The sequence below is a fragment of the Aureimonas phyllosphaerae genome, from assembly GCF_047943035.1.
Classification (GTDB): Bacteria; Pseudomonadota; Alphaproteobacteria; order Rhizobiales; family Rhizobiaceae; genus Aureimonas; species Aureimonas phyllosphaerae.
Map to the genome: position 1 here is coordinate 346,589 of NZ_CP181348.1, position 24,922 is coordinate 371,510.

Consider the following 24,922-nt stretch of genomic DNA (forward strand, 5'->3'; position numbering starts at 1 on the left):
CCTGCGAACCGTTTGGCGGCGTCCCCGTTATGTCCCGGCGATCAATGCGCGACGAGGAAGCGACATCTTGAAGATCCAGGACGTGATGAACCGGCACGTGGAGTTTGCCGGGCTCGACGACCCCGTGTCGGAGCTTGCCGTCATGATGGGGGATCTCGACGTCGGATCGCTGCCCATCGGCACGGCGGACGACGCCAGGGGCGTCGTCACCGATCGCGACATCCTCTATCGCGTCGTGGCGCGTGGGCTCGATCCGGCGCAGACGCGGGCACGCGACGTCATGTCGTCGCCGATCCTAGCCTGCCGTCCGTCCGACAGCCTGCAGGCCGCGATGGACCTGATGACCGCACACCGCGTCCGGCGCCTTGCCGTCACGCAAGGCGACGGGGCCGTGGTCGGCTGGGTGACGCTCGCCGACCTGTCGCGCGTGCTTCTTCTGGAGTCGGGCACGGTTCAGTCGGCGCTGCGCGAGATCACGCGCGAAAGCGCCGGTTGAGGCTGCCGACGACATTGGCCGTCAGCCCGAGGCGGGCGGCGAGATAGGTGAGGTAGGCCTGCGCGACCGCTGAGCGCTGGCCGATCACGAGAAGCGACACGGCATAGGCATGCGCCGCCTTGTCGAGCCGGCGTGCCGTATCTGTGAGGGCGCCGATCGAGACTGGCGCTGCCGTGTCGTGCTCCAGCGGCGCAAGATGCGAGGGCGTTGCGCCGAGCCGCGTCAGCGTCTCCCTCGCGCGCTCGCGCCGCGTGGCGTCCGCCCAACCGCCCTCGTCGGCTTCGAGCGCCAGCGCCGCCGCATCGACGGCGAGCGCGGCCTCCTCGGCCGAGAAGGAGCGGAAGTCGAGGGTCAGCGGAAACGAGACCTGCCGAAAGTTTGCCAGATGCGCCGACAGCACTTTCAGCGCCAGCGTCGCTTCCACGCCGTCGCGGCGCGTCGAGGTCGGCGTCGGCGCTGCGGCACCGTCCATCGCGGGCAGGTCGAGGGCCTCGAGGTTCAGGCCCTGCCCGTCGCGTGGTCCCGCCTGGCGCCCGGCCAGGCGCCAGAGCCATTCGACGCTCAAGCCTGCGCCGCCGCGGGCTGCTGCAGCAGCGCCTCGATCTGGCCGAGGAGCTTGGAGAAGTCGACGGGCTTGGCGTGGTAGTCGTCGCAGCCGGCCGCCAGCGTCTTCTCCTTGTCGCCCGACATGGCGTGAGCGGTCAGCGCGATGATCGGAATCCGGGGCATCGAGGCGTCGGCCCGCATGGTGCGCGCGGCGGTCCAGCCGTCGAGAACCGGCAGGTTCATGTCGAGGAGGATGATGTCGGGCGCCGTGCCGCGGGCCTTCTCGATGCCGTCCTGCCCGTCATGGGCCAGCACCACCTCGTAGCCGCGCCGCTGCAGGCGGCGGGACAGGAAGTCCCAGATTTCCTCGTGGTCCTCGACCAGCAGGATGCGTGTCATGATGTCGGCTCCGATGCGGACTGTCCCGTCTGTGCAGGCTGCGTTGCCTCGGCGTGCGCCCCCTGACCGACCATAACGCGGATCTGGGCCGCAAGGTCCCTGAGGTCGACATCGCCTTTCGAGAAGACGTCCTCGGCCTGACCCTGCAGGAAGCGCTTCTCGTCGGCGTTGAGATCCTTGGAGGTGAGGACGACGACGGGGATCTCGCGCCAGTCCGCCCGTTCGCGCATGGCCTTGATGAAGGCGAAACCGTCCATCTCGGGCATCACGAGGTCGAGGAGGATGAGGCTCGGGCGCTCGGTCTCCATGCGCGCCAGCGCCTCGCGCCCGTTCAGCGCTGTGATCACCTTCAGTCCCTCGCGCTCCAGCATGGTGGCGGTGCGGTGCAGGCCGTCCTCGTCGTCGTCGACCGCAAGGATCAACCCGTTGTCGCTGGTGCGGAAGCGATCGAGCACCGCCTTCAGGCGGTTCCATTCGACCGGCTTCAGAAGATAGTCCGCCGCGCCCAAGGCATAGCCGAGGCTATGCTCGTCGATGATGGTGATCATCACGACCGGGATCGCCGATACCTCGGGATCGCCCTTCAGCTCGGTCAGGACGGCCCAGCCGTCCATCTTGGGCATCGTCACGTCGAGAAGGATCACGTCGGGCTTGAGGAGCCGCGCCATCTCGAGGCCGCTGAGGCCGTCGGCGGCGGTGCGCACCGAAAAGCCCTCGCGCATCAGGAAGCGGGTGACAAGCTCGCGCGCATGCGGGTCGTCGTCGATCGCCAGCACGAGCCCCGCGCCCGCCTCCGCGGGCGGCTTGACGTCGGTCGTGTCCGGCAGGACCTCCTCGGCAGGCTTCTCGACCTCGGCGGGAATGCGGATGGTGAAGGTCGTCCCCTGCCCCTCGGCGCTGGTGACGCCGATGTCGCCGCCGAGCAGGCGGCAGAAGGCGCGGGTGATGGCGAGCCCGAGGCCGGTACCGCCGAACTTGCGCGTCGTCGATTCGTCGGCCTGCGCGAAGCGCTCGAACAGGCGCTCGACCTGCTCGGGCGTCATGCCGATGCCGGTATCGGTCACTTCGAGCCGGATCCAGTCGCCGCCGTCCTGCGGTTCGCGGCTGGCCGACAGGGTGATCGTGCCCTCCTCGGTGAATTTGGCGGCATTCGACAGGAGATTGATCAGGCACTGACGCAGCTTCACCTGATCGGTGTGCATCTCGCCGAGATCGCCGTCCTTCTCCACCGCCAGACGGTTGTTCTTCTTGGTGATCAGCGAGCCGACCGTCGAGGCCACCTCGTCCAGCACGTCGGAGAGCCGGAAGCTCTCGGCATAGACATCCATCCGCTCGGCCTCGATCTTCGACAGGTCGAGGACGTCATTGATCAGGCTGAGAAGATGCCGGGCGTTCTGCTCGATCTTCTTCAGGTCGGTGAGAAGGTGGGCCTCGCCGAGATCCTCGACCTCCTCCTCCAGCATCTCGGCATAGCCGATCACGGCCGAGAGCGGCGTGCGCAACTCATGGCTCATGTTGGCGATGAACTGCGACTTGGCGCGGTTGGCGTTCTCGGCCGCCTCCTTGGCCGCGGCAAGCTCCTGCTCGGCGGCGCGCTGCGAGGTGATGTCGGTGTTGGTGCCGAACCAGCGCGTAATCGTGCCCGTTTCGTCGCGGATCGGGATCGCCTGGGAGAGGAACCAACGATACTGCCCGTCGGCGCCGCGCAGCGGAAAACTGTCCTCCCATTTCACGCCTTCCGCAAAGCGCCGTGCCAGCTCCTGGCGCACCCGTTCGATATGGTCGGGGTGGTGGACCTTGGTCCAGCCGTGCCCGCGCATCTCCTCGAGTGTCGTTCCGGTGTAGTCGAACCAGCGCTGGTTGTACCAGTCGATGTCGCCACTGGGATCGGCGATCCAAGCGAACTGCGGGATGTTGTCGGCGATGATGCGGAACTGCTCGTTGGAATGACCGAGCTCGGCGGCGATCCGCTTCTGGTCGGTGATGTCGGTGTGGGTGCCCACCCATTCGGTGAGGCTCCCGTCCGGTCCGCGGATCGGCACGGCGCGGGCCAGCATGTCGCGCCACTCGCCGTCGTGGCGGCGCACGCGGTGCTCGATCTTGTACGTCCCCTCGCGCTCCACCGCCTCCTTCCAGGCCTTGGCGCTGCGCTCGCGGTCCTCGGGATGGAGGGCCTCGGTCCAGCCGAAACCCGAATACTGCGCCTCCGACTGGCCGGTGAACGCGGCCCAGCCTGGCTGGGCGCCGGAGAAGCGGCCGGAACTCGGCGCGGACCAGACGATTGCCGAGGTCGCCTCGATCAGCGAGCGGAAGCGCGTCTCCGAATAGGCGAGCTGCCGCTCGGCGCGCAGGCGCTTGGTGGCGTTGGTGAGGACGACGCCCGCGCCCACCGTCTCGTGCGCAATACGCCCCTCGGCGCGCAGCGGATAGATGCTCGCGAGATAGATCTGCTCGTCCGCGCCCTCGCCCGCCCGCAGCTCGACGCCGTTGTGCGTGCGGCCCCAGCGCAGGGTCTCGTCCAGCATGCGCTCCAGCATCACGCGGTCGTGCGGGAAGAGGTCGAGCAGCGAATCCGAGACCGCGACCTCGCGCTTCAGGCTGGCGCCGGCCTGCGCGAAGGCGGGGTTGAGGCGCCCGAGCCGGCCGTCGCGGCCGACGAAGCCGATCGCCACCGGCGAGTTCTCGAGCACCGCTGACAGCATGCCGCTCGCCCGTCGGCTCTCGACATGGCGGCGGAAGGCGATGACGGCGAGCGAGGCGGCCGACAGGATGGCGGCGAGAAAGGCGATGTTGGAGATCAGCGCGTCGCGATGCGCCGTCGCCTCGGCGAGATCGACGCGCTTCTGCGCGTTCGTCTGCGCGAGTCCGACCTCCATGCGGATATCGTCCATCAGCCGCTTGCCGGTGCCCGAACGCACGAGGTCGGAGGCGGCCTCGATCCCCTCCTCGTTGCGCAGGCGCACCGTCTCGGTCTCGATCGCGATCTCCTGTTCGGCCAGCTCGCGCAGGCGCGCCAGCCGGGCGGGATCGCCGCCGCCCTCCGCCCAGACATTCTCCATCCGTACGAGCTGCGCCGGCAGATCGGCGACGTTCTGGCGGAACGGGGACAGGAACTCCTCCGTGCCGGCGATGACGAAGCCGCGCGTCGAGGTCTCGATGCTGGTCATCATCGACAGGTAGCGCTCAGCCTCGGCGATGATGGCGGCATTGCCGCTCGCCGCTTCCTCGCGGCGCGTGTCCTGCCAGATGGTCCAGACGAAGGCCGCGGTCGCCAGCGCCAGCAGCAGTCCGGCCAGAACCGCCGTGCGTCCGAGGGCCGCTTGGACCGTCGCCACGCCCTTATTGCCGGATGCGATCCCGGCGCCACCTTGTGTCATGCTTGGAAGTCCCCCGAATGCGGACGGAGGCGCCGCATCCCTCGCGTAACGGCGCGCGCCGGATTTCGTTCGACGGGCACGGGCCGCCGTGCCGCTTTTTGTCGCCTTCCGCCTTACGCCGTTCCCTCCGCGAGCCCCCCATGACCCTCGACCAAGCCCTCGCCTTCGGCCTCGTCGGCCTCACCGTCGCCGGCTTCGTCTGGGGGCGCCTGCCCTACGATCTCATCGCGCTCCTCGGGCTGCTCGCCGGCGTCGTCACCGGCATCGTGCCGGTCAAGAGCGCCTTTTCCGGGTTTGCCGACGACGTGGTGGTGATCGTCGTCGCCGCACTCCTCGTCAGCGCCGCGATCGCGCGCTCGGGCGTCGTGGAGGACATCATGCGCCCGCTGATGCCGCACATGCGCACGGCGCGCCGGCAGGTCTTCGTCTTGGTCGGCGCCGTCACGCTGCTCTCGATGGTGACGAAGAACGTCGGCGCGCTCGCCATGTTCATGCCGATCGCCGCGCAGGTCTCGCGCAAGAACGGCACGTCCGTCTCGCAGCTCCTGATGCCGATGGCCTTCGGCTCGCTGATCGGCGGTCTCGTCACCCTCGTCGGCACCTCGCCCAACATCATCGTCTCGAAGATCCGCCAAGACATGACGGGCCAGCCCTTCGCCATGTTCGACTACGCGCCGGTCGGCATCGGGGTCGTGGTCTGCGGCTTCCTGTTCCTGTCGCTCGCCTCCGGCCTCATCCCGAAGCGGAAGCCGGCCGGCGGCATGGGCGAGGCCTTCGCGCTCGACGCCTACACGGCCGAGGCCGAGATCCCGGAAGGCTCGACCATCGCCGGGCGCAGCGTCGCCGAGCTGGAGGCGGCCGCCGACAACGACATCGCCGTGCGCCTCGTGATCCGCGAGCGGTTCCGACGCCATGAGCCGACGCCCGGCATGGTGCTGAAGGCGGGCGACCTCCTGCTCCTCGGCGGCGAGCCGGAGGGCATCGAGCGGGCCGTGGCGCGCGCCGGCCTCAGCCTCACGGGCGACCTGTCGACGCGCGCCGACATCGAGACCGAGAGCGTCGTCGAGGGCGTCGTGACGCCGCAGTCGCCGGCGATCGGCTCGCGTCTCGGCAAGCTGGCGCTGGAGACGGCGCACGGGGTGGCGGTGCTCGCCGTCAGCCGCTCCGGGCGGCCGATCGAGCAGCGGCTCGCAACGCTCCGCCTCCGCGAGGGCGACGTCCTCGTCCTGAAGGGAACCAGCGAAAGCGTGCCGGCGGCGCTCGCCGAGCTGCGCATCCTGCCGCTCGCCGAGCGTTCGATCGTGCTCGGCCGCTCGCGCCGCTCGTTCATCCCGCTCGGGGTGCTGATGGCCGCGATGATCCTGACCGCCGCGGGTATCGTCAGCGCGGTCGCCGCCTTCTTCGGCGCGGCCGTGATCCTCCTTCTCCTGCGCGTCATGAGCATGCACGAGGCCTACGGCACGGTGGAAGCGTCGGTGATCGTGCTCCTCGCCGCGCTGATCCCGCTGTCGGAGGCGATCCAGACCACCGGCGGCACCGACCTCATCGCGGGCTGGCTGTCGACCGCCCTGCACGGGCTGTCGCCGCTCACCTCGCTCTTCATGGTGACGCTGCTCGCCATGGCGGTCACCCCGTTCCTCAACAACGCGGCGACCGTCCTGATGCTCGGGCCCATCGCCGGCAGCCTCGCGGTGCGGCTGGGGCTGAACCCCGACCCGTTCCTGATGGCGGTGGCGCTGGGGGCGGCCTGCGACTTCCTCACGCCGATCGGCCACCAGTGCAACACGATCGTCATGGCGCCGGGCGGCTACCGGTTCGGCGACTACTGGCGCCTCGGCCTGCCGCTCTCGGCTATCGTGCTCTTCGTCGGCGTGCCGCTGATCGCACTGTTCTGGCCGGTCGGGGGCTGATCTCTCAAAGCCCGAGCTCGGCGGTGCGCCCGCTGTCCTCCAGTTCCCAGGACGCGGTCCAGTGTCCGGCGCGCCGGCGCAGCACGAGATAGTTGCGCTCGGCGGTGTAGACCGTGCGCTGGCCCGGCAGGCGCTTCAGCCGGATCGGCCGCCTCGGCAGCGGCGAGTGGCCGAGCCGCGACAGGAGTCCGAGGCCGAGACCGAGGGCCGCCGGGGGCTTGGGGTGGGTGATGCCCGAGGCGACCAGCTGGTGCAGCGACGAGCCGTCGCGCAGGCGCATCTCGCCGCGCGTCGCCAGATGGATCTCGCCCGACACGACGGTGACCGGGCCGCCGCGTTCCACCGCCTCGCGCTCGAGGCTCGAGAGAAGGCGCACCCATTCCGCCCGGTGGCCGCGGCTCTGCCACTGGTCGCGCAGGTCGTCCTCGTATTGCTGCTGGCCGGGATAGAGGTCGAGCAGCGCCTCCACCAGCGACAGGCGCGGGCCCAGCGCCGGCACGCTGGAGACGACGATCCGCCGGTCGCCGCCGGGCGCCGCCGCAAGCCCCGCCTCGAACGCCGTCCAGCCCTCGTCTCCCATGACGCGCCCCGGCGTTCGCTCCGAGCGCAGGTCGGGCAGGAGGACCGAGAAGCCGGGAAAGAGGGCGTCCTGCGAGAAGCTCGTGCCGGTCCGGTCGCGGCAGGTGGCCGGCAGCGCGGCCGGATCGGCGCCGATCTGGAACAGCACGAACATCTCGCGCGCCGCCCGGAAGAGGCCGAGCGCGACGGGGCTCTCCTGCAGGCCGACGGGATGGCTGCCCCAGCCGTCGAAGATGTCGTGGTCGTCCCAGATCATCAGCGAGGGCACGCGCGCGCCGAGTTCGGCAAAGGCCGGCTGGCGGATCAGCGCGAGATAGCGGCGGAAGAAGTAGCCGCGAACGGCCTCCTCCATATCGGGCGTCCACGCGACGGCCGGCTTCCCGTCGATGGGAAGATCCGCCCAGCGCCGCGTCTCGGCATGGGCGTCCACCGCCTCGTCGGCATAGAGCTGGTCGCCGCCGTGGAGGAGCAGCGCGAAGGGCCGCGTCCGGTGCTCGGCGGCCAGCCGCCGCCACATGACGTCGCGATCCTCGTGGCTGCGCGCCTCGTCACCGTTCTCCTGCCCGTTGCAGGAGACGAAGCCGACCGCGAGATCCCCGGAGAGGTCGGTCACGACGGGAAAGCGCCGCCCGTCCAGCCAGTAGCCCGTCTCCGGCCCGACCGGCAGCACGAACTCGGCGCCCCACACGGCGTGGCCGAAGAGCTCGGCGCGAAGCGCGAGCGGCACCGCGTCCGCCCCGTCCGCTTCCAGCCGGGGCGCCTCGGCGCCCTGCCGCGTGACCGCGACGACGCCGAGCCGGACCGCGGCCGCGTCCGCACCACGCGCATAGAGGATGGGGCCGGCGACCAGCGCCGACGCGTGCAAGGGGGTGGTGCTCAACGTCCTCGGGTTCCTCGTCCGGCCGCTTCTCGACGCCCGACATGTCGTGCGCGAGCGGGCCGCGACAAGGCTTGGGCGCGCGGCAAGCTCAGACGGCGAGCGGCATCCGGAGGCCCGTGACCGGCGTCGATGGGCGCGCACCGGCGCCGGGCGCGCCGGCCTCGGCGCCGAGGCACAGGACATCGGCCGGCGCGAAATGCACCTTCACGGTCGAGCCGAGGTTCGGGGGCGGCAGGGCCGGATCGTTGAACGTGTCGATCATCAGCTCGTCCCGGCCGAAGCGGGCGCGCAGGCGCACCACCGAGCCGAGGAAGGCGACGGACGTGATCTCGCCGCGCAGCTCGTTGGAGCGCTCGCGGCTGGGATGGAGCGACAGGGCCTCGGGGCGCAGCGCCAGCGTCACGGTGTCGCCGACCCGCGCCTCGCCGGCATGGGCCTCGATCTCCTGCCCATCGACGACGACGCGGTCCCCGTGTGCGACCTCGCCCTTGAGGAGGCCGAGCGTGCCGACGAAGGAGGCGACGAAGCGCGTGCGGGGGCGGTTGTAGATCTCGAACGGCGTGCCGACCTGCTCGATGCGCCCTTCCGACATGACGACGATGCGGTCCGACATGGAGAGCGCCTCCTCCTGGTCGTGCGTCACGAAGATCGTGGTGATGCCGAGCTCGCGCTGGAGGTCGCGGATCTCGGTGCGCAGCGACACGCGGATCTTAGCGTCGAGCGCCGACAGGGGCTCGTCGAGGAGGAGGACGCGCGGGCGCGGCGCGATGGCGCGCGCCAGCGCCACGCGCTGCTGCTGGCCGCCCGACAGCTGGTAGGGATAGCGGTCGGCGATGTGAGGCAGGCCGATGAGGCGCAGCATGTCCTCGACGCGCGAGCGGCGCTCCGCCTTCGGAACGCCGGCGACCTTGAGGCCGAAGGCGACGTTGTCGGCGACGCTCATGTTGGGGAACAGGGCGTAGGCCTGGAACACCATGCCGATGCGCCGGGCGTTGGGCGCCAGGTCGGTGACGTCCTGGCCGTCGATGCGCACGGTGCCGCGGCTCGCCGTCTCGAAACCGGCGACGATGCGCAGCATCGTGGTCTTGCCGCAGCCCGACGGCCCGAGGAAGGTGACGAACTCGCCCTTCTCCACCGCGAGGTCGAAGCCGTGCAGCACGGTGTTGGCGCCGAAGCTCTTGGCGACGCCCGCGATCTCGAGAAAGCTCATGGAACGGCCTTCGCCTTGGGTTTGAGGAAGGAGCGCGCGCGACCCGGCCCCGCGCCGCCCGCCACGTACAGAAGCACCATGCAACCCCAGGTGACCGCGAAGGCGATCATCGCGAGCGCGGCGGGCTCGTAGGCCCGGTTGGCGCCGACATTCTGGAGATAGGGGCCGAAGGCCGGGCGGTTGAGGAGGCTCGCCAGCACGAACTCGCCGATCACGATGGCGAAGGTCAGGAAGGCACCGGACAGGACCGCCGCGCGCACGTTCGGCAGGATCACTTGGCTCATGATGGTGGAGCGTTTCGCCCCGAGGCTTTCGGCGGCCTCCGTCAGGGTGCGGATGTCGATCGCCTGCAGGCCGGTGTCGACGGCGCGGTACATGTAGGGCAGCGCCAGCACCGTGTAGCCGAAGACGAGGATGACGTTGGTGCCCGCGACCGTGCCCGTGAAGGGCAGCCAGGACGAGGAGTTGTAGAGCCTCAGATACCCGAACACGAGGACGATCGGCGGGATCACCAGCGGCAGGAGGGTGATGAACTCGACCACCGGGCGCAGCCGCGGCAGGCGCAGGCGCACCCAGTAGGCCGTCGGCACGACGAGGAGCGTGCCGAGCACGATGGTCGTCACGGCGCAGATGCCGGAGAAGAGGAAGGTCTCCTGGAAGCGGTTGTCGGCGAAGACGACCCGGTAGGCCTCGAAGCTCCACTGGCCGCGCAGCATGGAGAGCGAGAACTGGAACGTCGCCCAGAGCGGCAGGAGGAAGTAGAGTGCGGCCAGAACCACCGCGATCCAGGCCAGAACCCGCGGCGCCTTCATCGCAGCCACCGCTCGGCGCGCGAGCGCAGCCAGATGTAGAGGAGGTTGGAGCAGCCGGTGATCACGATCATGCCGAAGGCGAGCGCGTAGCCGAGATTGGGGTTGTAGAGGACGTCGCCGCGGATCTGCGCGTAGAGGAGGATCGGCACGATGTTGAGCGAGGAGCCGGTCAGCGCGTAGGCCGTGGCGATGGCGCCGAAGGCGTTGGCGAAGAGGAGCAGGAAGCAGCCCATGAGGCTCGGGAACAGAACGGGTAGCGCCACCATGCGCCAGTACTGCCAGTTAGAGGCGCCGAGGATCGAGGAGGCCTCGCGCCATTCCCGCTTCAGCCCGTCCAGCGCCGGCGTGATGATCAGCACCATCAGCGGGATCTGGAAGTAGAGATAGGTGATCGTCAGGCCCCAGAAGCTCAAGAGATTGAAGCCGAGCCGGTAGATGTTGAGGCCGAAGGCCTCGTTCAGGAACCAGGTGACGAGGCCGATGCGCCCGAGCGTCGCGAGGAAGGCGAAGGCGAGCGGGATGCCGGCGAAGTTCGAGGCGACGCCCGAGAAGGTGACGACGGACGAGCGGATCCAGGACGGCAGGCCGCCGTGCACGATCGCATAGGCGAGGAAGAAGCCGAGCAGCGCGCCGAGGCCCGCCGAGGCGAGGCTGATGCGGATCGAGATCCAGTAGGCCGCCACGATCTGCGACTGGAAGAGCCCGGCGATGTTGGCGAGCGTAAAGCTGCCCGCAGGGTCCTGGAAGGCGCCGACCACGAGGTAGAAGGTCGGGGCGATCAGGAACAGGATCGCGAAGGCGAAGAACGGCACGACGCCGAGCCAGGCCAGCGAGCCTTTCCTGGCGCGCTCGGCCGGCGGCCCGGCTGCGGCGGCGACACCCGTCATGGGCTCGAGGGCCTGGACACTCAACGCGGGGACCCCTTCGCGCAGGACGCCGCGGGCGGCGTGTTGGGAGGACGATGGACCGCCGCCGCGAGGCGACGGTCCGCACGCGTGGCCGATCGGCGCTTACTGGACGTTGGCGCCCACGACCTGATCCCACTTGGTGGTGATCTCGGCCTTGGCGGCGTTCTGGTCGTCGAGCGTCGGGAACTTCGCAGCCTCGTAGGAGGCGGCCGGCGGCAGGCGGTCGAGGAGATCCTTCGGGATCTTGCCGGCCTTGGCCATCTCGTTGAAGCGGATCGGGTGGCAGTAGCCCTTGAGGTAGGTCAGTTGGCCCTCGTCGGAGTAGATGTACTCCATCCAGAGCTTGGCGGCGTTCGGGTGCGGCGCGTAGGCGCTGATCGCCTGGACGTAGACGCCGGCCAGCACGCCCGTCTTCGGCACCACGACCTCGACGGCCGGGTTGCCGTTCAGGGTGTCGCGGCTCGACAGGGCATTGTAGTCCCAACGGATCATGATCGGCGTCGTGCCCTGCGCAAGCGATGCCGGCTTGCCGATCACGGGCACGAAGTTGCCGGCCGCGTTCAGCTGCTTGAAGAAGTCGAGGCCGGCATCGGCGATCTCGGTGGCCGAGCCGTTCGGCGACTTCGAGAGACCCGCGGCGTAGACGGCCTGGATGGCCTGCGCCGAGGCGCGCGGATCACCGGCAAGCGCGACCGAGTTGGCGTAGTCGGACTTCAGGAGGTCGGCCCAGTCCTGCGGCACCTCGGACACGATGTCCTTGTTCACCTCGAAGGTGAGCACGCCGTAATAGTCGCCGTACCAGTAGCCGTCGGCGTCCTTGGCGTCGGCCGGGATCTCGTCCCAGGTCGCGACCTTGTAGGGCTGGATCAGCTTGTCGGTCTTGGCCTGCGGGCCGAAGGACAGGCCGACGTCGATCACGTCGGGGGCCTGCGGGCCGGTGTTGCCCTGGTTGGCCTTGATGGCCTCGATCTCGTCGGCGGAGCCCGCGTCGGGATTGAGCTCGTTGACCTGGAGGCCGTACTTCGCCTTGAAGCCGGAGATCATCTCGCCGTAGTTGCACCAGTCGTGCGGCAGGGCGATCGTGGTGAGCGAGCCTTCCTTCTTGGCGGCCTCGACCAGCGCGTCCATGCCCTGCGCACTCGCGCCGGTCGCGGCCGCGCCCAGCGCAAAGCTCGCGAGCACCGCAAGCGACACGCCCTGTTTCATAATCCCGATCATCCAGCTCTCCTGACGTTGTCCTGCAGTGGGCGTGCCGCGCAACCGGCGCTCAGCCATCGGCCGAGCGGGGACTATCACCGACGCGTGACAGTTCCGTGTCGCTCGCACCGGGCGGAGATGCCGTTGCGTCCGACGGCTATGTGAACGGGAAAGCGCTGGCGGAGCAAGAGGCTCAAGGTGTGCCGTCCCCGGCTTTGGCACCCTCGCGAGCGTGACACGAAAAAGCCGGCCGCGAGGGCCGGCTTCGTTCGGTGCGGTTCGGCTGTCCGGGCGCTACTGGATCTTGCGCCCGTCCGCCCGGCTCTTGATGAGGCTCGCCACCGTGGTCACCACGAGGATGCCGATGATGACCATCAGCGACTGCTCGATCTCGATGTGCATCCAGGACGGCACCTCGATCGGCTGGCCGCCGTTCAGGAAGGGCAGCGTGTTGGCCTCGACGGCGTGGACGATGAGCTTCAGGCCGATGAAGGCGAGAATCAGCGACAGGCCGATGCCGAGATAGACGAGGCGATCGAGAAGGCCGCCGATCAGGAAGTAGAGCTGCAGGAGGCCGAGCAGCGCGAAGGCGTTCGCCGTGAAGACGATGTAGGGCGCGTCCGTCAGACCGTAGATCGCCGGGATCGAATCCAGCGCGAACAGGAGATCGGTCATGCCGAGCGCGAGGATCACGATGAACATCGGCGTGAACAGGCGCTTGCCGTTCTCGATCACCCACAGCTGGTTGCCGCGGAAGTCGTCCGTGGTCGGCAGGTGACGCTGGAAGTACTTCACGATCGAGTTCGGCTCGTACTCCTCGTCGGTCGACTTCTGATGCTTCAGGCTCTCGACGATGAGCTTCCACGCCGTCCACAGGAGGAACAGGCCGAAGAGGTAGAACACCCAGGAGAAGCGCTCGATCGCCGCCGCGCCCAGCGCGATGAAGATGCCGCGCATGACGAGCGCGATCACAATGCCGATGAGGAGCGCCTTCTGCTGGTAGGCGCGCGGCACCAGGAAGCTCTTCATGATGATGACGAACACGAAGAGGTTGTCGACCGAGAGCGACTTCTCGGTGACGAAGCCGGCGAAATACTCGATGCCGTGCTGGCGGTCCCAGAAGTGCCAGACGCCCCAGCCGAACAGAAGCGCCAGGCCGACGTAGAAGGTGGACCACAGGGCCGATTCCTTGAAGGTCGGCTCATGGGGCTTTCGGACGTGGGTGAGGAAGTCGAAGACGAAGAGGGCGCCGATGGCGGCGATGGTGGCCAGCCACACCCAGGTCGGCACGACGTCGGGCGAGACGCCCGTCACGGCCGTTTGTGCCGCCGCATCCGAAAGTGTTTGCTCCAACGATCCCTCCTGAGCGCCGCCCGTCCTGGATGCGGCTTCGAAACTGAAAAAGGCCGCGAGGGCCGTGCTATCGCCTGCATAGCTGGGACGATCGCGAGACCTCGCAACTCCCCGAACCCATGCATGCGGCCGCTTAGGTGTGCAATCGCTGCCGCAATGCAACATCCCGGCGCCACAAATCTTGGCGACGGAAGAGCGCCGGAGAAACGCCCGCGCCGAAAGTCTGCGACTAACCGGTTGAATCCAAGGGATTGCGCCTCGTTACTTCGGCGCCATCACGCTTAGTTGAGACCGGCGTGTTCGCGAAGCTTGGCGATATTGTCACGGTAGCTTACTTCCGTGCCGCCGCGGTAGACCGCCGAGCCCGCGACGAACGTGTCGGCACCGGCCGCCCGGATCGCGCCGATCGTGTCGGGCGCGACGCCGCCGTCCACCTGCAGTCGGATCGGCCGGTCGCCGATCAGCGTGCGCAGGCGCCGGATCTTCTCCAGCGTCGCCGGAATGAAGCTCTGCCCGCCGAAGCCGGGGTTCACCGTCATCACGAGGACGAGGTCGACCCGGTCGAGGACGTATTCGATCGCGGTCTCGGGCGTCGCCGGATTGATCGCAACGCCGGGCTTGCACCCGAGCCCGCGGATCGCCTGCAGCGTCCGGTCGAGGTGGGTCGAGGCCTCGGCATGCACGGTGATCCCGTCGCAGCCCGCCTTGGCGAAGGCCTCGAGATACGGATCGGCCGGATCGATCATCAGATGCGCGTCGAAGAATTTGCGTGAGGCGCCGCGCACGGCCGCCACGACCGGCGGTCCGAAGGTGATGTTGGGCACGAAGTGCCCGTCCATCACGTCGAGATGGATCCAGTCCGCGCCCGCCCGGTCGACGGCGGCGATCTCCTCGCCGAGCCGCGAGAAGTCGGACGACAGGATCGACGGCGCGATGAGAATGTCGCCGCCCACCTCAGATGCCCCCGATCGGGCGCTGGCCGAACAGCGACGAGGTCTCGGTGAGGCTGGAGGGATCGGCCATCACCCGTGCGAACTCGACGACCTCCTCGCGCGAGCCGAAGACGACGGGCGTGCGCTGGTGCAGGCCGTCCGGCACGATGTCGAGGATCGGCTGGAGGCCGTCGCTCGCCGCACCGCCCGCCTGCTCGGCGCAGAAGCCGACCGGGTTCGCCTCGTAGACGAGGCGGATACGGCCGCGATCGTAGCCCTTCCGCCGGTCGCCGGTGTAGATGTAGATGCCGCCGCGCACGAAGATGCGATAGGCGTCGGCCACCATCGAGGCGACCCAGCGCATGTTGAAGTCGCGCCCGCGCGGGCCCTCCGCCCCCTCCTGGCAGCGCTCGATATAGAGGCGCACCGGCTCGTCCCAGTGGCGCGCGTTCGAGGCGTTGATCGAGTATTCCTTGGCGACGGCCGGAATGTTGAGCGGTCCCATGCGCGTGAAGACGCCGGTTTCGGGCGACCAGCCGAAGGCGTGGGTGCCCGCTCCCAGCGTCACCACCAGCATCAGGCGCGGGCCGTAGACGAAGAAGCCCGCGGCCAGCTGCGCGCGGCCCGGCTGGCGGAAGACGCCCGCGGGATCGGCGCGGTGCGCGTCGGTGACCGGCAGGATCGAGAAGATCGTGCCGATCGATACGTTGGTCTCGATGTTGGACGAGCCGTCGAGCGGGTCGATCGCCATGGCAAGGCTCGCGCCCTCGTTCAGCACCACCGCCTCGTCCTGCTCCTCCGAGCCGTAGAAGGCGACGGGCGCGGCGCGCGCAGCCTCGAGGAACAGGCGGTCCGCCTCGCGGTCGAGCACCTTCTGGATGTCGCCGCCGCCGTTGGGATCGCCCGCTGGGCCCGTGGCCGCGCCGGCATCCCCGGTCGCACCGGTCGAGATGAGCCGCTGCAGCGATCCGGCGGCCTCGGCCAGCCGCTCGATCAGCGCGGCGACGTCGCGCTGCCGGGGATCGGCCGCCGCATGGGCCTCGAGATACTGGGTCAGCGTGCTCATGCGTCCTCCATCGAAACCGTGATCGGCCCGGATTAGCGGATGGGACACGCCCGCGGCAAACGGAAAGCGGCCCTCAGCCGTCCGAGGGCAAAAGGGGCGCGCGGCAAAGCGCTGCGAGATCGGCCGAACCCGTGCAGAAGCAGGCGATCCGCAACTCCTCGATCACCTGCGTGAAATGGGCGACCACCGCCTCACTCGAGCGGTCCGCCGCGGGCAGTCCGGCCGCCGCCTGGCCGACGAGGTCGGCGCCGAGCCGAATCGCGCGCGCGGCATCGAGGCCGTTGCGCACGCCCCCTGAGCCGATCACCACGGCCTCGGGACAGGCAACTCGGACGTCCCGGATGGCGCGGGCGGTCGGAATGCCCCAGTCGGAGAACAGGAGCGCGGCGGCGCGTGCGCGCGGGTCGCTCGTCCGTTCGGCCTCGATCGCCGCCCAGCTGGTGCCGCCTGCGCCCGCGACGTCGATCGCCGCCACCCCGGCATCGACCAGCCGGCGTGCGAGCCGGCCGGAGATGCCAGCACCGACCTCCTTGACCACGACCGGAAACTCCACGGCCTCGACCAGCGCCGCGATCGCGGCGAGGACCCCGCTCCAGCGCCGGTCGCCGCCCGGCTGCAGGGCCTCCTGCAGGGGATTGAGGTGGACGATCAGCGCGTCGGCCTCGATCATCGCGACGGCGCGCCGCGCCTCGTCCGGCCCCCAGCCCGCGACGAGCTGCGCCGCGCCGATATTGGCGAGGATCGGCGCGTTCGGCGCGCGGCGGCGAAGGTCGGCGTCGAGCCCGCCCGCGCCCCGCCCTTCCAGCGCGATGCGTTGCGAGCCTACAGCAAGCGCAAGGCCGAGGTGATCGGCGGCCTCGGCAAGGCGCGCATTGATCGCGCCGGCGCGCTCCGGCCCGCCGGTCATCGAGGAGATGAGGATCGGCGCGCGCAATGTCCGGCCGAGAAACCGCGTTCCGAGATCGATCGCGTCGAGGTCCACCTCGGGCAACGCGACATGCTCGAAGCGCACGGCGTCGAAGCCGGTCTCCGCCTGGCGTCCCTTGAGGCGCGGCGACAGGACGATGTCGAGATGATCGCCCTTGCGCGCGGCGATGCCGCCGGTCTCCTCGCCCATGCCCGTCCCGTTCCTCGTCCCACCGTCCAATCGAGCCTCCCGCATGCCACCGACGGCACCGGCGCGCTCTACGTCGATTCGTCGCATTCCGTCCCGCTCCCGGCCCGGCGGGTTCCAGTGGCGCGGCCCCGTGCTACAACTTCGTACAGAACTCCGCCCACGGTGACATCAGGGATGTCCCGCGCCGAAAGTGACGAAGACGCGATGACCCTTTCCACCGACGGCCCGAACACCCTCCTTCTTGCCCGGATCGAAGCGCGGCTGGCTGAGCTCGTGCCCGTGGTCCTGGCGGGCCAGCAGGGGCTGGAGGCGGCGATGCGCGACAGCTTGCTCGCGCCGGGCAAGCGCCTGCGCCCGCTGATCGCGGCGATCGTGGCGCAGGATCTCGGCGGCCCGCTCGACGCCGCGCTCGACGCCGGCTGCGCGGTGGAGATGGTGCACGCCGCCTCGCTGATTCTCGACGACCTGCCCTGCATGGACGACGCGGCGCTGCGGCGTGGCCGCCCGGCGATCCACCGCGGCCATGGCGAGGACGTCGCAGTGCTGGCCTCGATCGCCATGCTGACGGAAGCCTTCGCCGTCCTGTCGCGGATCGAGGGGCTGGCGCCCGAACGGCGCAACGCCGCCGTCGGCGTCCTTGCCTCGGCGGTCGGCTCGCTCGGCCTCGTCGGCGGCCAGTACCAGGACCTTCGCGGCGGCCGGGGTCCCCGGTCGGCGCAGGACATCGGCGACGCCAACGGACGCAAGACCGGCGCCCTGTTCCTGTCGGCCGTCGAGCTCGGCGCGATCGTGGCCGGCGCGACGCCGGGCCAACGCGCGAATCTCTCCGCCTTCGCGGGCGAACTCGGCCTCGCCTTCCAGTTGATGGACGACCTCCTCGACCTGACGTCGGACCCGGCCGCGATCGGCAAGGATGTCGGGCGCGACGCCGGCAAGTCGACGGTGGTGGCGCTGGTCGGCGTCGAGCGCACGCAGCGGCTGGTGGAGCGTCACATCGGCACCGCACGCGCCCATCTCGAGACCGTCTTCGGCGCCAGCTCGCGCCTCGATGCCCTGGTGGTGCGGCTGGCGGGCCTCGGCCGCCCGCCGCAGCCGGCCGCGCTTCCGCCGGCGATCGAGCAGGAAGGCGGTCGCCGCTGACCGGCCGGGGTCGCGACACGCCGGATCGTACCTGCGACTGACCGTTCGGATTTTCCGACACACGCTACGGTTTCTTTCAGATCGGCATGACAATGATTGGCTGTCAACGGAGAGCCGTTCATGGTCCTGTCCACATGCCTCGTCCTGGAACATCAGCTGACGCTGCTGCTCCTTGCGGCCATCGTGTGCGCCAGTGGCGCCTTCGTCACCATGACGCTATTCGTGCGCAGCCGCTCGTTCGACGGGCGGGCGCGGATCGGCTGGCTGTTCCTTGCGGCGATCAGCACGGGCATCTCGACCTGGACGACGCATTTCGTCGCGATGCTCGGCTACCGCCCCGATGTTCCCGCGACGTTCGACCCGCTGCTCACCGTCCTGTCCACGCTGGTCGCGATCGCGGGCTCCGGCATCGCGCTGGCGCTGGCGGGCCGCGTGCCGACGCGGATGCGCACGCTCGCAGGTGGTGCCATGCTCGGCGTGTCGATCACCGGCATGCACTATCTCGGCATGTTCGGGTATCAGGTCCCGGGCGTCCTGCACTGGGACGGCTTCGCGGCGGCCTTGTCGCTCGCCGCATCCATCGCCTTCAGCACCGGCGCCCTGTGGACGCTCCGCGGCTCGGCCGGCCTGCGCCGCGAAGCGCTCGCGGCCGGGCTTCTGGCGCTCGGCATCATCACCCTCCACCTCTCCGGCATGCAGGCGCTGACGCTGACGCCCATCGCGAGCGAGACGACGGCGGCCGGCGTCGGATCGACCGGCATGGCGCTCGCGATCGCGATCGTGGCGCTGCTCATCGTGGGCACCGGCCTGTCGACCTCGATCATCGACATGGACGAGCGGACGCGGGCGGACCGGTCGCTTCTCGACATGGCCTACCGCGATCCCCTGACCGGCCTTCCCAACCGGCGCGCGCTCCAGCTCAAGATGGACCAGGCGCTGGCCGAAGGCCGCTGGTTCAAGCTGATGATGATCGACCTCGATCATTTCAAGGCGATCAACGACACCTACGGCCACGCGACGGGCGACAAGCTCCTGTGCGAAGTGTCGCGGCGCTTCCAAGCCTCGATGGGTCCGGGCACCTACGGCTACCGCATCGGCGGTGACGAACTGGCGGCGCTCGTCTTCGACAACCCGGAATCGGCGGCGCAGATGGCGCACGAGTTCGGCGCGGCGCTGCGCGAGCCGATGGACATCGACGGACGCCAGATCCTGTCGGGCTGCTCGATCGGCATCTGCAGCATCGAGAATGCCGAGGATGCCGAGACGATCACGCGCTGGGCCGATGCGGCCCTCTACGAGGCCAAGCGTCGCGGCCGCGGGCAGGTTGTGCGCTTCACGCCCGGCATGCGCGAGGCCGACCGCCAACGGGCCGAGTTGGAGAGCGATCTCCAGTCCGCGGTCGAGCGCGACGAGTTCCGCCTGCACTTCCAGTCGATCGTCAACCCCGAGACGCTTTCCATCCTCGGATACGAGGCGCTCCTGCGCTGGACGCATCCGGTGCGCGGGCCGGTGTCGCCGGCCGAGTTCATTCCCCTGGCCGAAGCCTCCGGCGCGATCGGTCCCATCGGGGAGTGGGTCCTGAAGGACGCTTGCCTGAAAGCGTCCGCCTGGCCCTCGGATCTCTATGTCGCGGTGAACGTCTCGGCACTGCAGCTGCGCTCGGCGCGGTTTCCGGCGCTGGTCGCACGGATCCTGGCTGAAACCGGCTTGCCGCCGCAGCGCCTGACGATCGAACTGACGGAAACCGCGATCGTGGCCAACCACGACGAGGTCGCCGCCATCCTGAACGCGGTGCGTGCCCTCGGGGTCAGGGTCGCCATGGACGACTTCGGCACCGGCTTCTCGTCCCTGTCCCACCTCCGGCGCCTTCCGGTCGACGTGATCAAGATCGACCGCAGCTTCGTCACGTCGGCGGAAATCGACCGCAACTCCATGGCGGTCCTGAAGGGCATCGCGCAGATGGGCCGCGACATGGAGATCGCGATCGTCGGCGAAGGCGTCGAGACGCCCGCCCAGCGCGACATCCTGCGCCGCATCGGCTGCGACGGGGCGCAGGGCTACCTGTTCGGCAAGCCGACGCCCTTCGTTCTGCCGACGACGCCGATGCTGGCCCGCGCCGTCTGACCGCGAGGCGTCAGCGCGGCCGCGTCCACAGGAGCGGCGAGCGCGGCGCGGTCCCGCCCGCGCGCAGCACCATCGCCGCGCCGCGGCCGATCTCGGCGATCTTCTCGCCGGTCGTCGTCGACACGCGCTCAGGGAGCGGCTGCGGCCCGATGGCGACGAGCTTCAACCCGATCCGCCGATAGACCCCGTGCGCGGTGCCGACCGCCCAGGCGGAGCGGCGCGGCAGGGCGTCGATTCCAATTCGCGCGGAAGCGTAAAAGGGCTCCGCCGCCTCGACCAGACGACGCCGCAGCCGGAACACCGCCTCGGCGCGCCGCGGATCGGTGAGATCGGCGACGTCGAGCCCCTCCTGGGTCAGCCAGTCGAGCGGCAGGTAGACGCGGCCGGCCACCGCGTCGTCGACGACGTCGCGCGCGATGTTGGTCAGCTGGAAGGCGAGCCCGAGGTCGCTTGCCCGGTCGAGCACGGCCTCGTCCCGGACGCCCATGATCCGCGCCATCATCACGCCGACGACGCCCGCCACGCGCCAGCAGTAGACGAGGAGTTCGTCGAGGGTGCGGTAGCGCACCTCGTCGACGTCCATCGCAAAGCCCGCAAGATGCTCGGCCGCGTCCGAGCGGGGAATGGCGTGCCGCCGCACGACTTCGGCGAGCGCCGCGAACGCGGGATGCAGGCCTTGCGTGCGCCCTTCGAAGGCGGCCTCCGTATCGGCCCGGAGCGCGGCGATGCGCTCATGCGCCGGGCGCTCGTCGAGGTGGCGGACGGCCGATCCCGCCTCCTGCCCGTCCACCACGTCGTCGCAGTGCCGGCACCAGGCGTAGAGCATCACGACGCTCGAGCGCGTCTTCCGGTCGAAGAGGCGCGAGGCGGCGGCGAAACTCTTCGATCCCTTGGCGATCGACGCGGCCGAGACGGCCGCGAGGTCAGGCTGCCTCATGCCCGAGAATCAGACCCGCCGTCGCCTTGGCCGAGCCGACGACGCCCGGCACGCCGGCGCCCGGATGGGTCCCGGCGCCGACGAAGTAGAGGTTCGGGATCCAGTCGTCGCGATTGTGCGCGCGGAACCAGGCGGACTGCGTCAGCACCGGGTCGAGCGAGAAGGCCGACCCGTGATGGGCGTTGAGTTCCGACACGAAGTCGTTCGGTGTGAAGATGCGCTGGGTGACGAGGTCGGCGCGCAGGCCCGGCATGTAGCGGGCCTCGAGATAGTCGAGGATGCGGTCGGCATAGCGCGGCCCCTCGACCGACCAGTCGATCGGGGCGTTGCCGAGATGGGGCACCGGCGAGAGCACGTAGTAGCTGCCCATGCCCGGCGGGGCGAGCGACGGGTCGGTGGCGCAGGGGCTGTGGAGATAGAGCGAGAAGTCGCCCGCCAGTTCGCGGCCCTTGAAGATCTCGTCGATCAGCGCCCGGTAGCGCGCCCCGAAGAGGACCGTATGGTGCTGCAGCTGCGTCTGGTGCCGCTTCAGGCCGAAATAGAGGACGAAGAGCGACATCGAGAAGCGCTTGCGCTTCAGCTTGGCGGCCTGCGCCGCGCCGCGCGTCGTGCCGCGCAGGAGCTTGTCGTAGGTGTGGACGACGTCGGCATTCGAGGCGACGATATCGGAGTCGAAGGTGCGCCCGTCATGCAGCACGACGCCGGTCGCGCGCCGCCCGTCCACCTCGATGCGCGAGACCTCGGCGTTGAGTTCGATCCGCCCGCCGATGTCGGTGAAGAGCTTCACCATGCCCTGGATCAGCGCGCCGGTGCCGCCCTTCGGGAACCAGACGCCCCATTCGCGCTCCAGCGCGTGGATCAGGGCGTAGATCGAGGAGGTCGCGAAGGGGTTGCCGCCGACCAGCAGCGAGTGGAACGAGAAGGCCTGCCGAAGCTGGTCGTCCTTGATGAACTCCGACACCTTCGCATAGACCGAGCGCCAGGCCTGGAGCTTGGCGAGCTGGGGACCGGCGCGCACCATATCGCGGAACTGCAGGAACGGCACGGTGCCGAGCTTGAGGTAGCCCTCCTCGAAGACAGCCCTGGAATAGGCGAGGAAGCGGCGGTAGCCCTCGACGTCCTCGGGGCTCTTCGCGCCGATCTGCCGGTCGAGCTCGGCCTGGTCGTTGGCATAGTCGAACGCGTAGCCGTCCTCCCAGCAGAGCCGGTAGAACGGGCTGACGGGCAGGAGCGTCACGTAGTCCGACAACTTCTTGCCGGCCGCCTCATAAAGCTCCTCGAGCGCCGACGGATCGGTGATCACGGTCGGACCGGCGTCGAACACGAAGCCCTGATCCTCGTAGACGTAGGCGCGGCCGCCCGGCTTGTCGCGCTTTTCCAGAAGCACCGTCTGGATGCCGGCGGCCTGAAGCCGGATCGCCAGCGCCAGTCCGCCGAAGCCCGAACCGATGACGATCGCGGACCGGGCGGGCGGGGGTACGTGCTTCATGCGGTTTCCTTGGGACGGCGGGCGGCGAGGACCCGGAGGGCGCTCAGGACCGGAACCGGGGGCTTGCCGGCGAGAATGCGCACCTTGTCGCCAAAGTCCAGCCGTGCGGCATAGAACCGCGCCACCAGATCGTCCGGCAGACGATGGAAATGCTCAAGGATCCGGTAGCGCTCCTCCGGCCGTCCGGCCTGGAACAGGAGGCGGTTCAACATCCGGAAATAGCTGCGGTCGGACCAGATGTTGCGCGCGTGGGCATCGAGGAGACGCGACAGGCCTTGCGGCGAGACGTCCGGCGCGCGCGAGACGAGATCGGCGACATGGACGGCGTCGGGCAGCGAGTAGCCGGTGGTCGGGTGGAACAGCGCGTGGGCGAGGCCCACCGTCGGCATGCCGCCGGCGGCCGCGATGAGGGCGTCGATGTCGCCGCCGAGCGCGATCGGCAGGATGCCGTGCTCCTCGCGCACGAGGCGCCCCTCGCCCCAGTTCGCCGCCGCGGCATAGTCGGCGAGATGCCCGCGCAAGGTCTCGACATCGAGATCGCCGCGGTCGGCATAGTAGGTGTCCTCGACGAGAAGGCGCGTCGGCGAGAACGGCAGGAGGTAGACGAAGCGGTAACCGTCGCGCTGGGGTACGGTGGCATCCATGATCACCGGACGCTCGACGCCGTGCGGGCGGTCGAACTCCCATTCCTGGCCGAGGAACTTCTGGAAGCCGAGGTCGAGATGCGGGCTCTTTCGCGCGCCCCGCCCGTCGATCACGGCGCGCGCGGTCAGCGTGCGCTGGTCGGCGAGCGTCACGCCGGTCGGGGTGACCGCCACCGCCGGAACGCCGGTCAGGAGGCGCTCGCCGAGCCGCGCGGCGATCACCTCGCGGAAACGCTCCGACGAGACCGAGGCGTAGCCGGTTGCAAAGCGGCGGCGCCGGCCGGGAAAGCGCACGTCGTAGTCGGCCCAGCGAGCCGAGACGAGCGGGGCGACCCAGTCCTGTTCGGCGGTCGACAGGTCGCCGTCGTGGAAGCTCCAGGTGTGGTTGCCGCCGAGCGCCTCGCCGCCCTCGACGACGAGGACCTTGAGGTCCGGCCGCCGCATCGCGAGGCGATAGGCGATCAGCCCGTTGGCGAGGCCGCCGCCGAGGAGAATGACGTCGGCGTCGAGGCTCATGCCACCTCCCGCGCGAGAGGCGGCCAGGTGGTTACAAGGGCATGCGTCACCCAGGCCTCGACCGCCTCGGCCGCACGCGTCGCGCCCCCCGCCTCGCCGATCGCCGCGCCGATAGCGGCGGCCTCCGAACGGAATTCCGCCTCGCCAAGAAGACGCACGAGCGCGCGCTCCACCGCGTCCGGCGTCAGGCGGCGACGCGAGAGCTTCAGCCCCGCGCCGTGGTGGACGAGACGGGCGGCGACGCCCGGCTGGTCGTAGGCGATCGGGATGGCGAGCGCCGGCACGCCGGCTTCCATCGCGTCGAGCGCGGTGTTCAGCCCGCCATGCGTCACGCAGACGCTCGCCGCGCGCAGCATGGTGCGCTGGGGCAGGAAGTCGGTCACGAGATCCGCATCGATGGTGGCCGCCTCCCGTGCCGTCAGACGTCCGCAATGAGCCACGACCAGACCGAGGTCAAGCCGGCGGCAGGCCTCGGCGACCACCCGGAAGAGACCGACGCGATGCCCCTGCAGCGTGCCGAGCGAGGCGAAGACGAGCGGCCGGGCGGGATCGGGCACGAACGGCAGCGGCGCCTGCCCCTCGCCGGGCGAGCGCAACGGCCCGACGCCGAGGATCCGCCGCGCGCCGCCATAGGGAAAATCGAAGGCGGGCAGCGTCTGCGAGATCGTGCCGAGCGGCGACAGCCAGTCCTCCAGGCCCCCGAGCGGCTGGAGGCCGAGCGAGAGGGCGCAGCGACGAATCGTCTCGGCCTGCCGGCGCATCAGGAGGCCCGCGACGTAGCGCCCGCCGCGGTTGCGCTTCAGCCCGTCGACACTGTCGTCGAACGGCCAGTCGAGATAGGGCGGCGGCAGGGCCGCGTCGGGATCGATCGGCAGCGCCGAGGCGAGCGACACGAAGGGCAAGCCGAGATGCGTGGCGAGAAGACCGGTCGCCGGCTCCATCTGGTCGCCGACGAGGGCTTCGACGCCGGCCTCGCGCAGAACCGCCACGCCGCCCGATACCAGTCCTTGCGTCCGCTCCGCGCTCTCGGCCACCGTACGCAGGATGCCGAAGAGGCCGGTGGAGCCGGCCCTCGCCGTCGGACGCGGCGCTGCGCCCAGCCCCGCCTCTCGGACGTCCCACGGTCCGGCGCGCACCATCTCGCCGCAGCCCGCGTTCATCAGGAAGGTCGAGCGATGGCCGCGCTGGGCGAGCGCCAGCGCAAGAGCCTCGAACGCGCGCGCATGGCTCGGAAACGGGGGGCAGACGAGGCCGAAATGCAAAGCGATATGCCGAGGTTGGTGCGGGCGA

20 protein-coding genes are annotated in these 24,922 nt (G+C 69.8%); 4 read left to right on the forward strand and 16 right to left on the reverse strand.

Going from position 1 to position 24,922, the window contains the following annotated elements:
- Window positions 1-67: 67 nt before the first annotated feature.
- A complete protein-coding gene (locus ACLNGM_RS01615) occupies window positions 68-496 on the forward strand; it encodes a CBS domain-containing protein (RefSeq protein ID WP_416356918.1) in 429 nt (142 codons plus the stop codon).
- On the opposite strand, the gene ACLNGM_RS01620 is transcribed toward ACLNGM_RS01615, so the two are convergent.
- Genes ACLNGM_RS01620 through ACLNGM_RS01630 form a run of 3 tightly spaced genes read right to left on the reverse strand, consistent with a single transcriptional unit; the run spans window position 474 to window position 4,818 of the window.
- The gene (locus ACLNGM_RS01620; protein WP_416356919.1) at window positions 474-1,061 is read right to left on the reverse strand and encodes a DUF533 domain-containing protein; all 588 of its coding nucleotides are present in this window, start codon (window positions 1,059-1,061) and stop codon (window positions 474-476) included. The two genes, ACLNGM_RS01615 and ACLNGM_RS01620, sit on opposite strands and share 23 nt — an antisense overlap.
- Window positions 1,058-1,441, reverse strand: a complete 384-nt coding sequence (locus ACLNGM_RS01625) for a response regulator (protein WP_090962627.1) — start codon at window positions 1,439-1,441, stop codon at window positions 1,058-1,060. Before ACLNGM_RS01625 ends, ACLNGM_RS01620 begins: the two co-directional genes overlap by 4 nt.
- Window positions 1,438-4,818 carry a response regulator gene (locus ACLNGM_RS01630; protein WP_416356920.1) on the reverse strand — a complete coding sequence of 1,127 codons (3,381 nt, stop codon included), beginning with the start codon at window positions 4,816-4,818 and terminating at the stop codon, window positions 1,438-1,440. Before ACLNGM_RS01630 ends, ACLNGM_RS01625 begins: the two co-directional genes overlap by 4 nt.
- A gap of 140 nt (window positions 4,819-4,958) precedes the next feature.
- Here ACLNGM_RS01630 and ACLNGM_RS01635 point away from each other — a divergent pair, with 140 nt between their 5' ends.
- On the forward strand, window positions 4,959-6,728 hold the full coding sequence (locus ACLNGM_RS01635) for an SLC13 family permease (RefSeq protein WP_090962621.1): 1,770 nt from the start codon (window positions 4,959-4,961) through the stop codon (window positions 6,726-6,728).
- 4 nt (window positions 6,729-6,732) lie between these two features.
- Here the strand turns inward: ACLNGM_RS01635 and ACLNGM_RS01640 are convergent, their stop codons facing one another.
- From ACLNGM_RS01640 to fni, 9 genes are all read right to left on the reverse strand, one after another.
- Window positions 6,733-8,187, reverse strand: a complete 1,455-nt coding sequence (locus ACLNGM_RS01640; RefSeq protein ID WP_416356921.1) for an alkaline phosphatase D family protein — start codon at window positions 8,185-8,187, stop codon at window positions 6,733-6,735.
- Window positions 8,188-8,275: 88 nt separating this feature from the next.
- Window positions 8,276-9,397 carry an ABC transporter ATP-binding protein gene (locus ACLNGM_RS01645; protein ID WP_416356922.1) on the reverse strand — a complete coding sequence of 374 codons (1,122 nt, stop codon included), beginning with the start codon at window positions 9,395-9,397 and terminating at the stop codon, window positions 8,276-8,278.
- Entirely contained in the window at window positions 9,394-10,209 is an 816-nt protein-coding gene (locus ACLNGM_RS01650) for an ABC transporter permease (RefSeq protein WP_416356923.1), read from the reverse strand. The genes ACLNGM_RS01645 and ACLNGM_RS01650 overlap by 4 nt, the downstream gene beginning before the upstream one ends.
- Complete coding sequence (locus ACLNGM_RS01655; protein WP_416358535.1) at window positions 10,206-11,096, reverse strand: ABC transporter permease; 891 nt, start codon at window positions 11,094-11,096, stop codon at window positions 10,206-10,208. The genes ACLNGM_RS01650 and ACLNGM_RS01655 overlap by 4 nt, the downstream gene beginning before the upstream one ends.
- Window positions 11,097-11,219: 123 nt before the next feature.
- Entirely contained in the window at window positions 11,220-12,245 is a 1,026-nt protein-coding gene (locus tag ACLNGM_RS01660; protein WP_416358536.1) for an ABC transporter substrate-binding protein, read from the reverse strand.
- Between the two features lie 363 nt (window positions 12,246-12,608).
- The gene (locus tag ACLNGM_RS01665) at window positions 12,609-13,667 is read right to left on the reverse strand and encodes a TerC family protein (protein ID WP_210284080.1); all 1,059 of its coding nucleotides are present in this window, start codon (window positions 13,665-13,667) and stop codon (window positions 12,609-12,611) included.
- Window positions 13,668-13,948: 281 nt separating this feature from the next.
- The gene (gene rpe, locus ACLNGM_RS01670) at window positions 13,949-14,620 is read right to left on the reverse strand and encodes a ribulose-phosphate 3-epimerase (protein WP_416356924.1); all 672 of its coding nucleotides are present in this window, start codon (window positions 14,618-14,620) and stop codon (window positions 13,949-13,951) included.
- A 1-nt stretch (window position 14,621) separates the two neighbouring features.
- A complete protein-coding gene (locus ACLNGM_RS01675) occupies window positions 14,622-15,665 on the reverse strand; it encodes a class 1 fructose-bisphosphatase (protein WP_416356925.1) in 1,044 nt (347 codons plus the stop codon).
- 73 nt (window positions 15,666-15,738) lie between these two features.
- Window positions 15,739-16,782 carry a type 2 isopentenyl-diphosphate Delta-isomerase gene (gene fni / locus ACLNGM_RS01680; protein ID WP_416356926.1) on the reverse strand — a complete coding sequence of 348 codons (1,044 nt, stop codon included), beginning with the start codon at window positions 16,780-16,782 and terminating at the stop codon, window positions 15,739-15,741.
- Between the two features lie 204 nt (window positions 16,783-16,986).
- Here fni and ACLNGM_RS01685 point away from each other — a divergent pair, with 204 nt between their 5' ends.
- Both ACLNGM_RS01685 and ACLNGM_RS01690 read left to right on the forward strand, forming a co-directional pair.
- A complete protein-coding gene (locus ACLNGM_RS01685; protein ID WP_090962598.1) occupies window positions 16,987-17,922 on the forward strand; it encodes a polyprenyl synthetase family protein in 936 nt (311 codons plus the stop codon).
- A 120-nt stretch (window positions 17,923-18,042) separates the two neighbouring features.
- A complete protein-coding gene (locus ACLNGM_RS01690) occupies window positions 18,043-20,046 on the forward strand; it encodes a putative bifunctional diguanylate cyclase/phosphodiesterase (RefSeq protein ID WP_416356927.1) in 2,004 nt (667 codons plus the stop codon).
- 10 nt (window positions 20,047-20,056) lie between these two features.
- Here the strand turns inward: ACLNGM_RS01690 and ACLNGM_RS01695 are convergent, their stop codons facing one another.
- The 4 genes from ACLNGM_RS01695 to ACLNGM_RS01710 are packed head-to-tail and all read right to left on the reverse strand — an operon-like array spanning window position 20,057 to window position 24,894.
- Window positions 20,057-20,983 carry a phytoene/squalene synthase family protein gene (locus ACLNGM_RS01695; protein ID WP_416356928.1) on the reverse strand — a complete coding sequence of 309 codons (927 nt, stop codon included), beginning with the start codon at window positions 20,981-20,983 and terminating at the stop codon, window positions 20,057-20,059.
- Entirely contained in the window at window positions 20,970-22,472 is a 1,503-nt protein-coding gene (locus ACLNGM_RS01700) for a phytoene desaturase (RefSeq protein WP_416356929.1), read from the reverse strand. Before ACLNGM_RS01700 ends, ACLNGM_RS01695 begins: the two co-directional genes overlap by 14 nt.
- Window positions 22,469-23,632, reverse strand: coding sequence for a lycopene beta-cyclase CrtY (crtY, locus tag ACLNGM_RS01705; RefSeq protein ID WP_416356930.1), 1,164 nt, complete (start codon window positions 23,630-23,632; stop codon window positions 22,469-22,471). Before crtY ends, ACLNGM_RS01700 begins: the two co-directional genes overlap by 4 nt.
- Window positions 23,629-24,894, reverse strand: coding sequence for a nucleotide disphospho-sugar-binding domain-containing protein (locus ACLNGM_RS01710; protein WP_416356931.1), 1,266 nt, complete (start codon window positions 24,892-24,894; stop codon window positions 23,629-23,631). Before ACLNGM_RS01710 ends, crtY begins: the two co-directional genes overlap by 4 nt.
- Window positions 24,895-24,922: the final 28 nt, after the last annotated feature.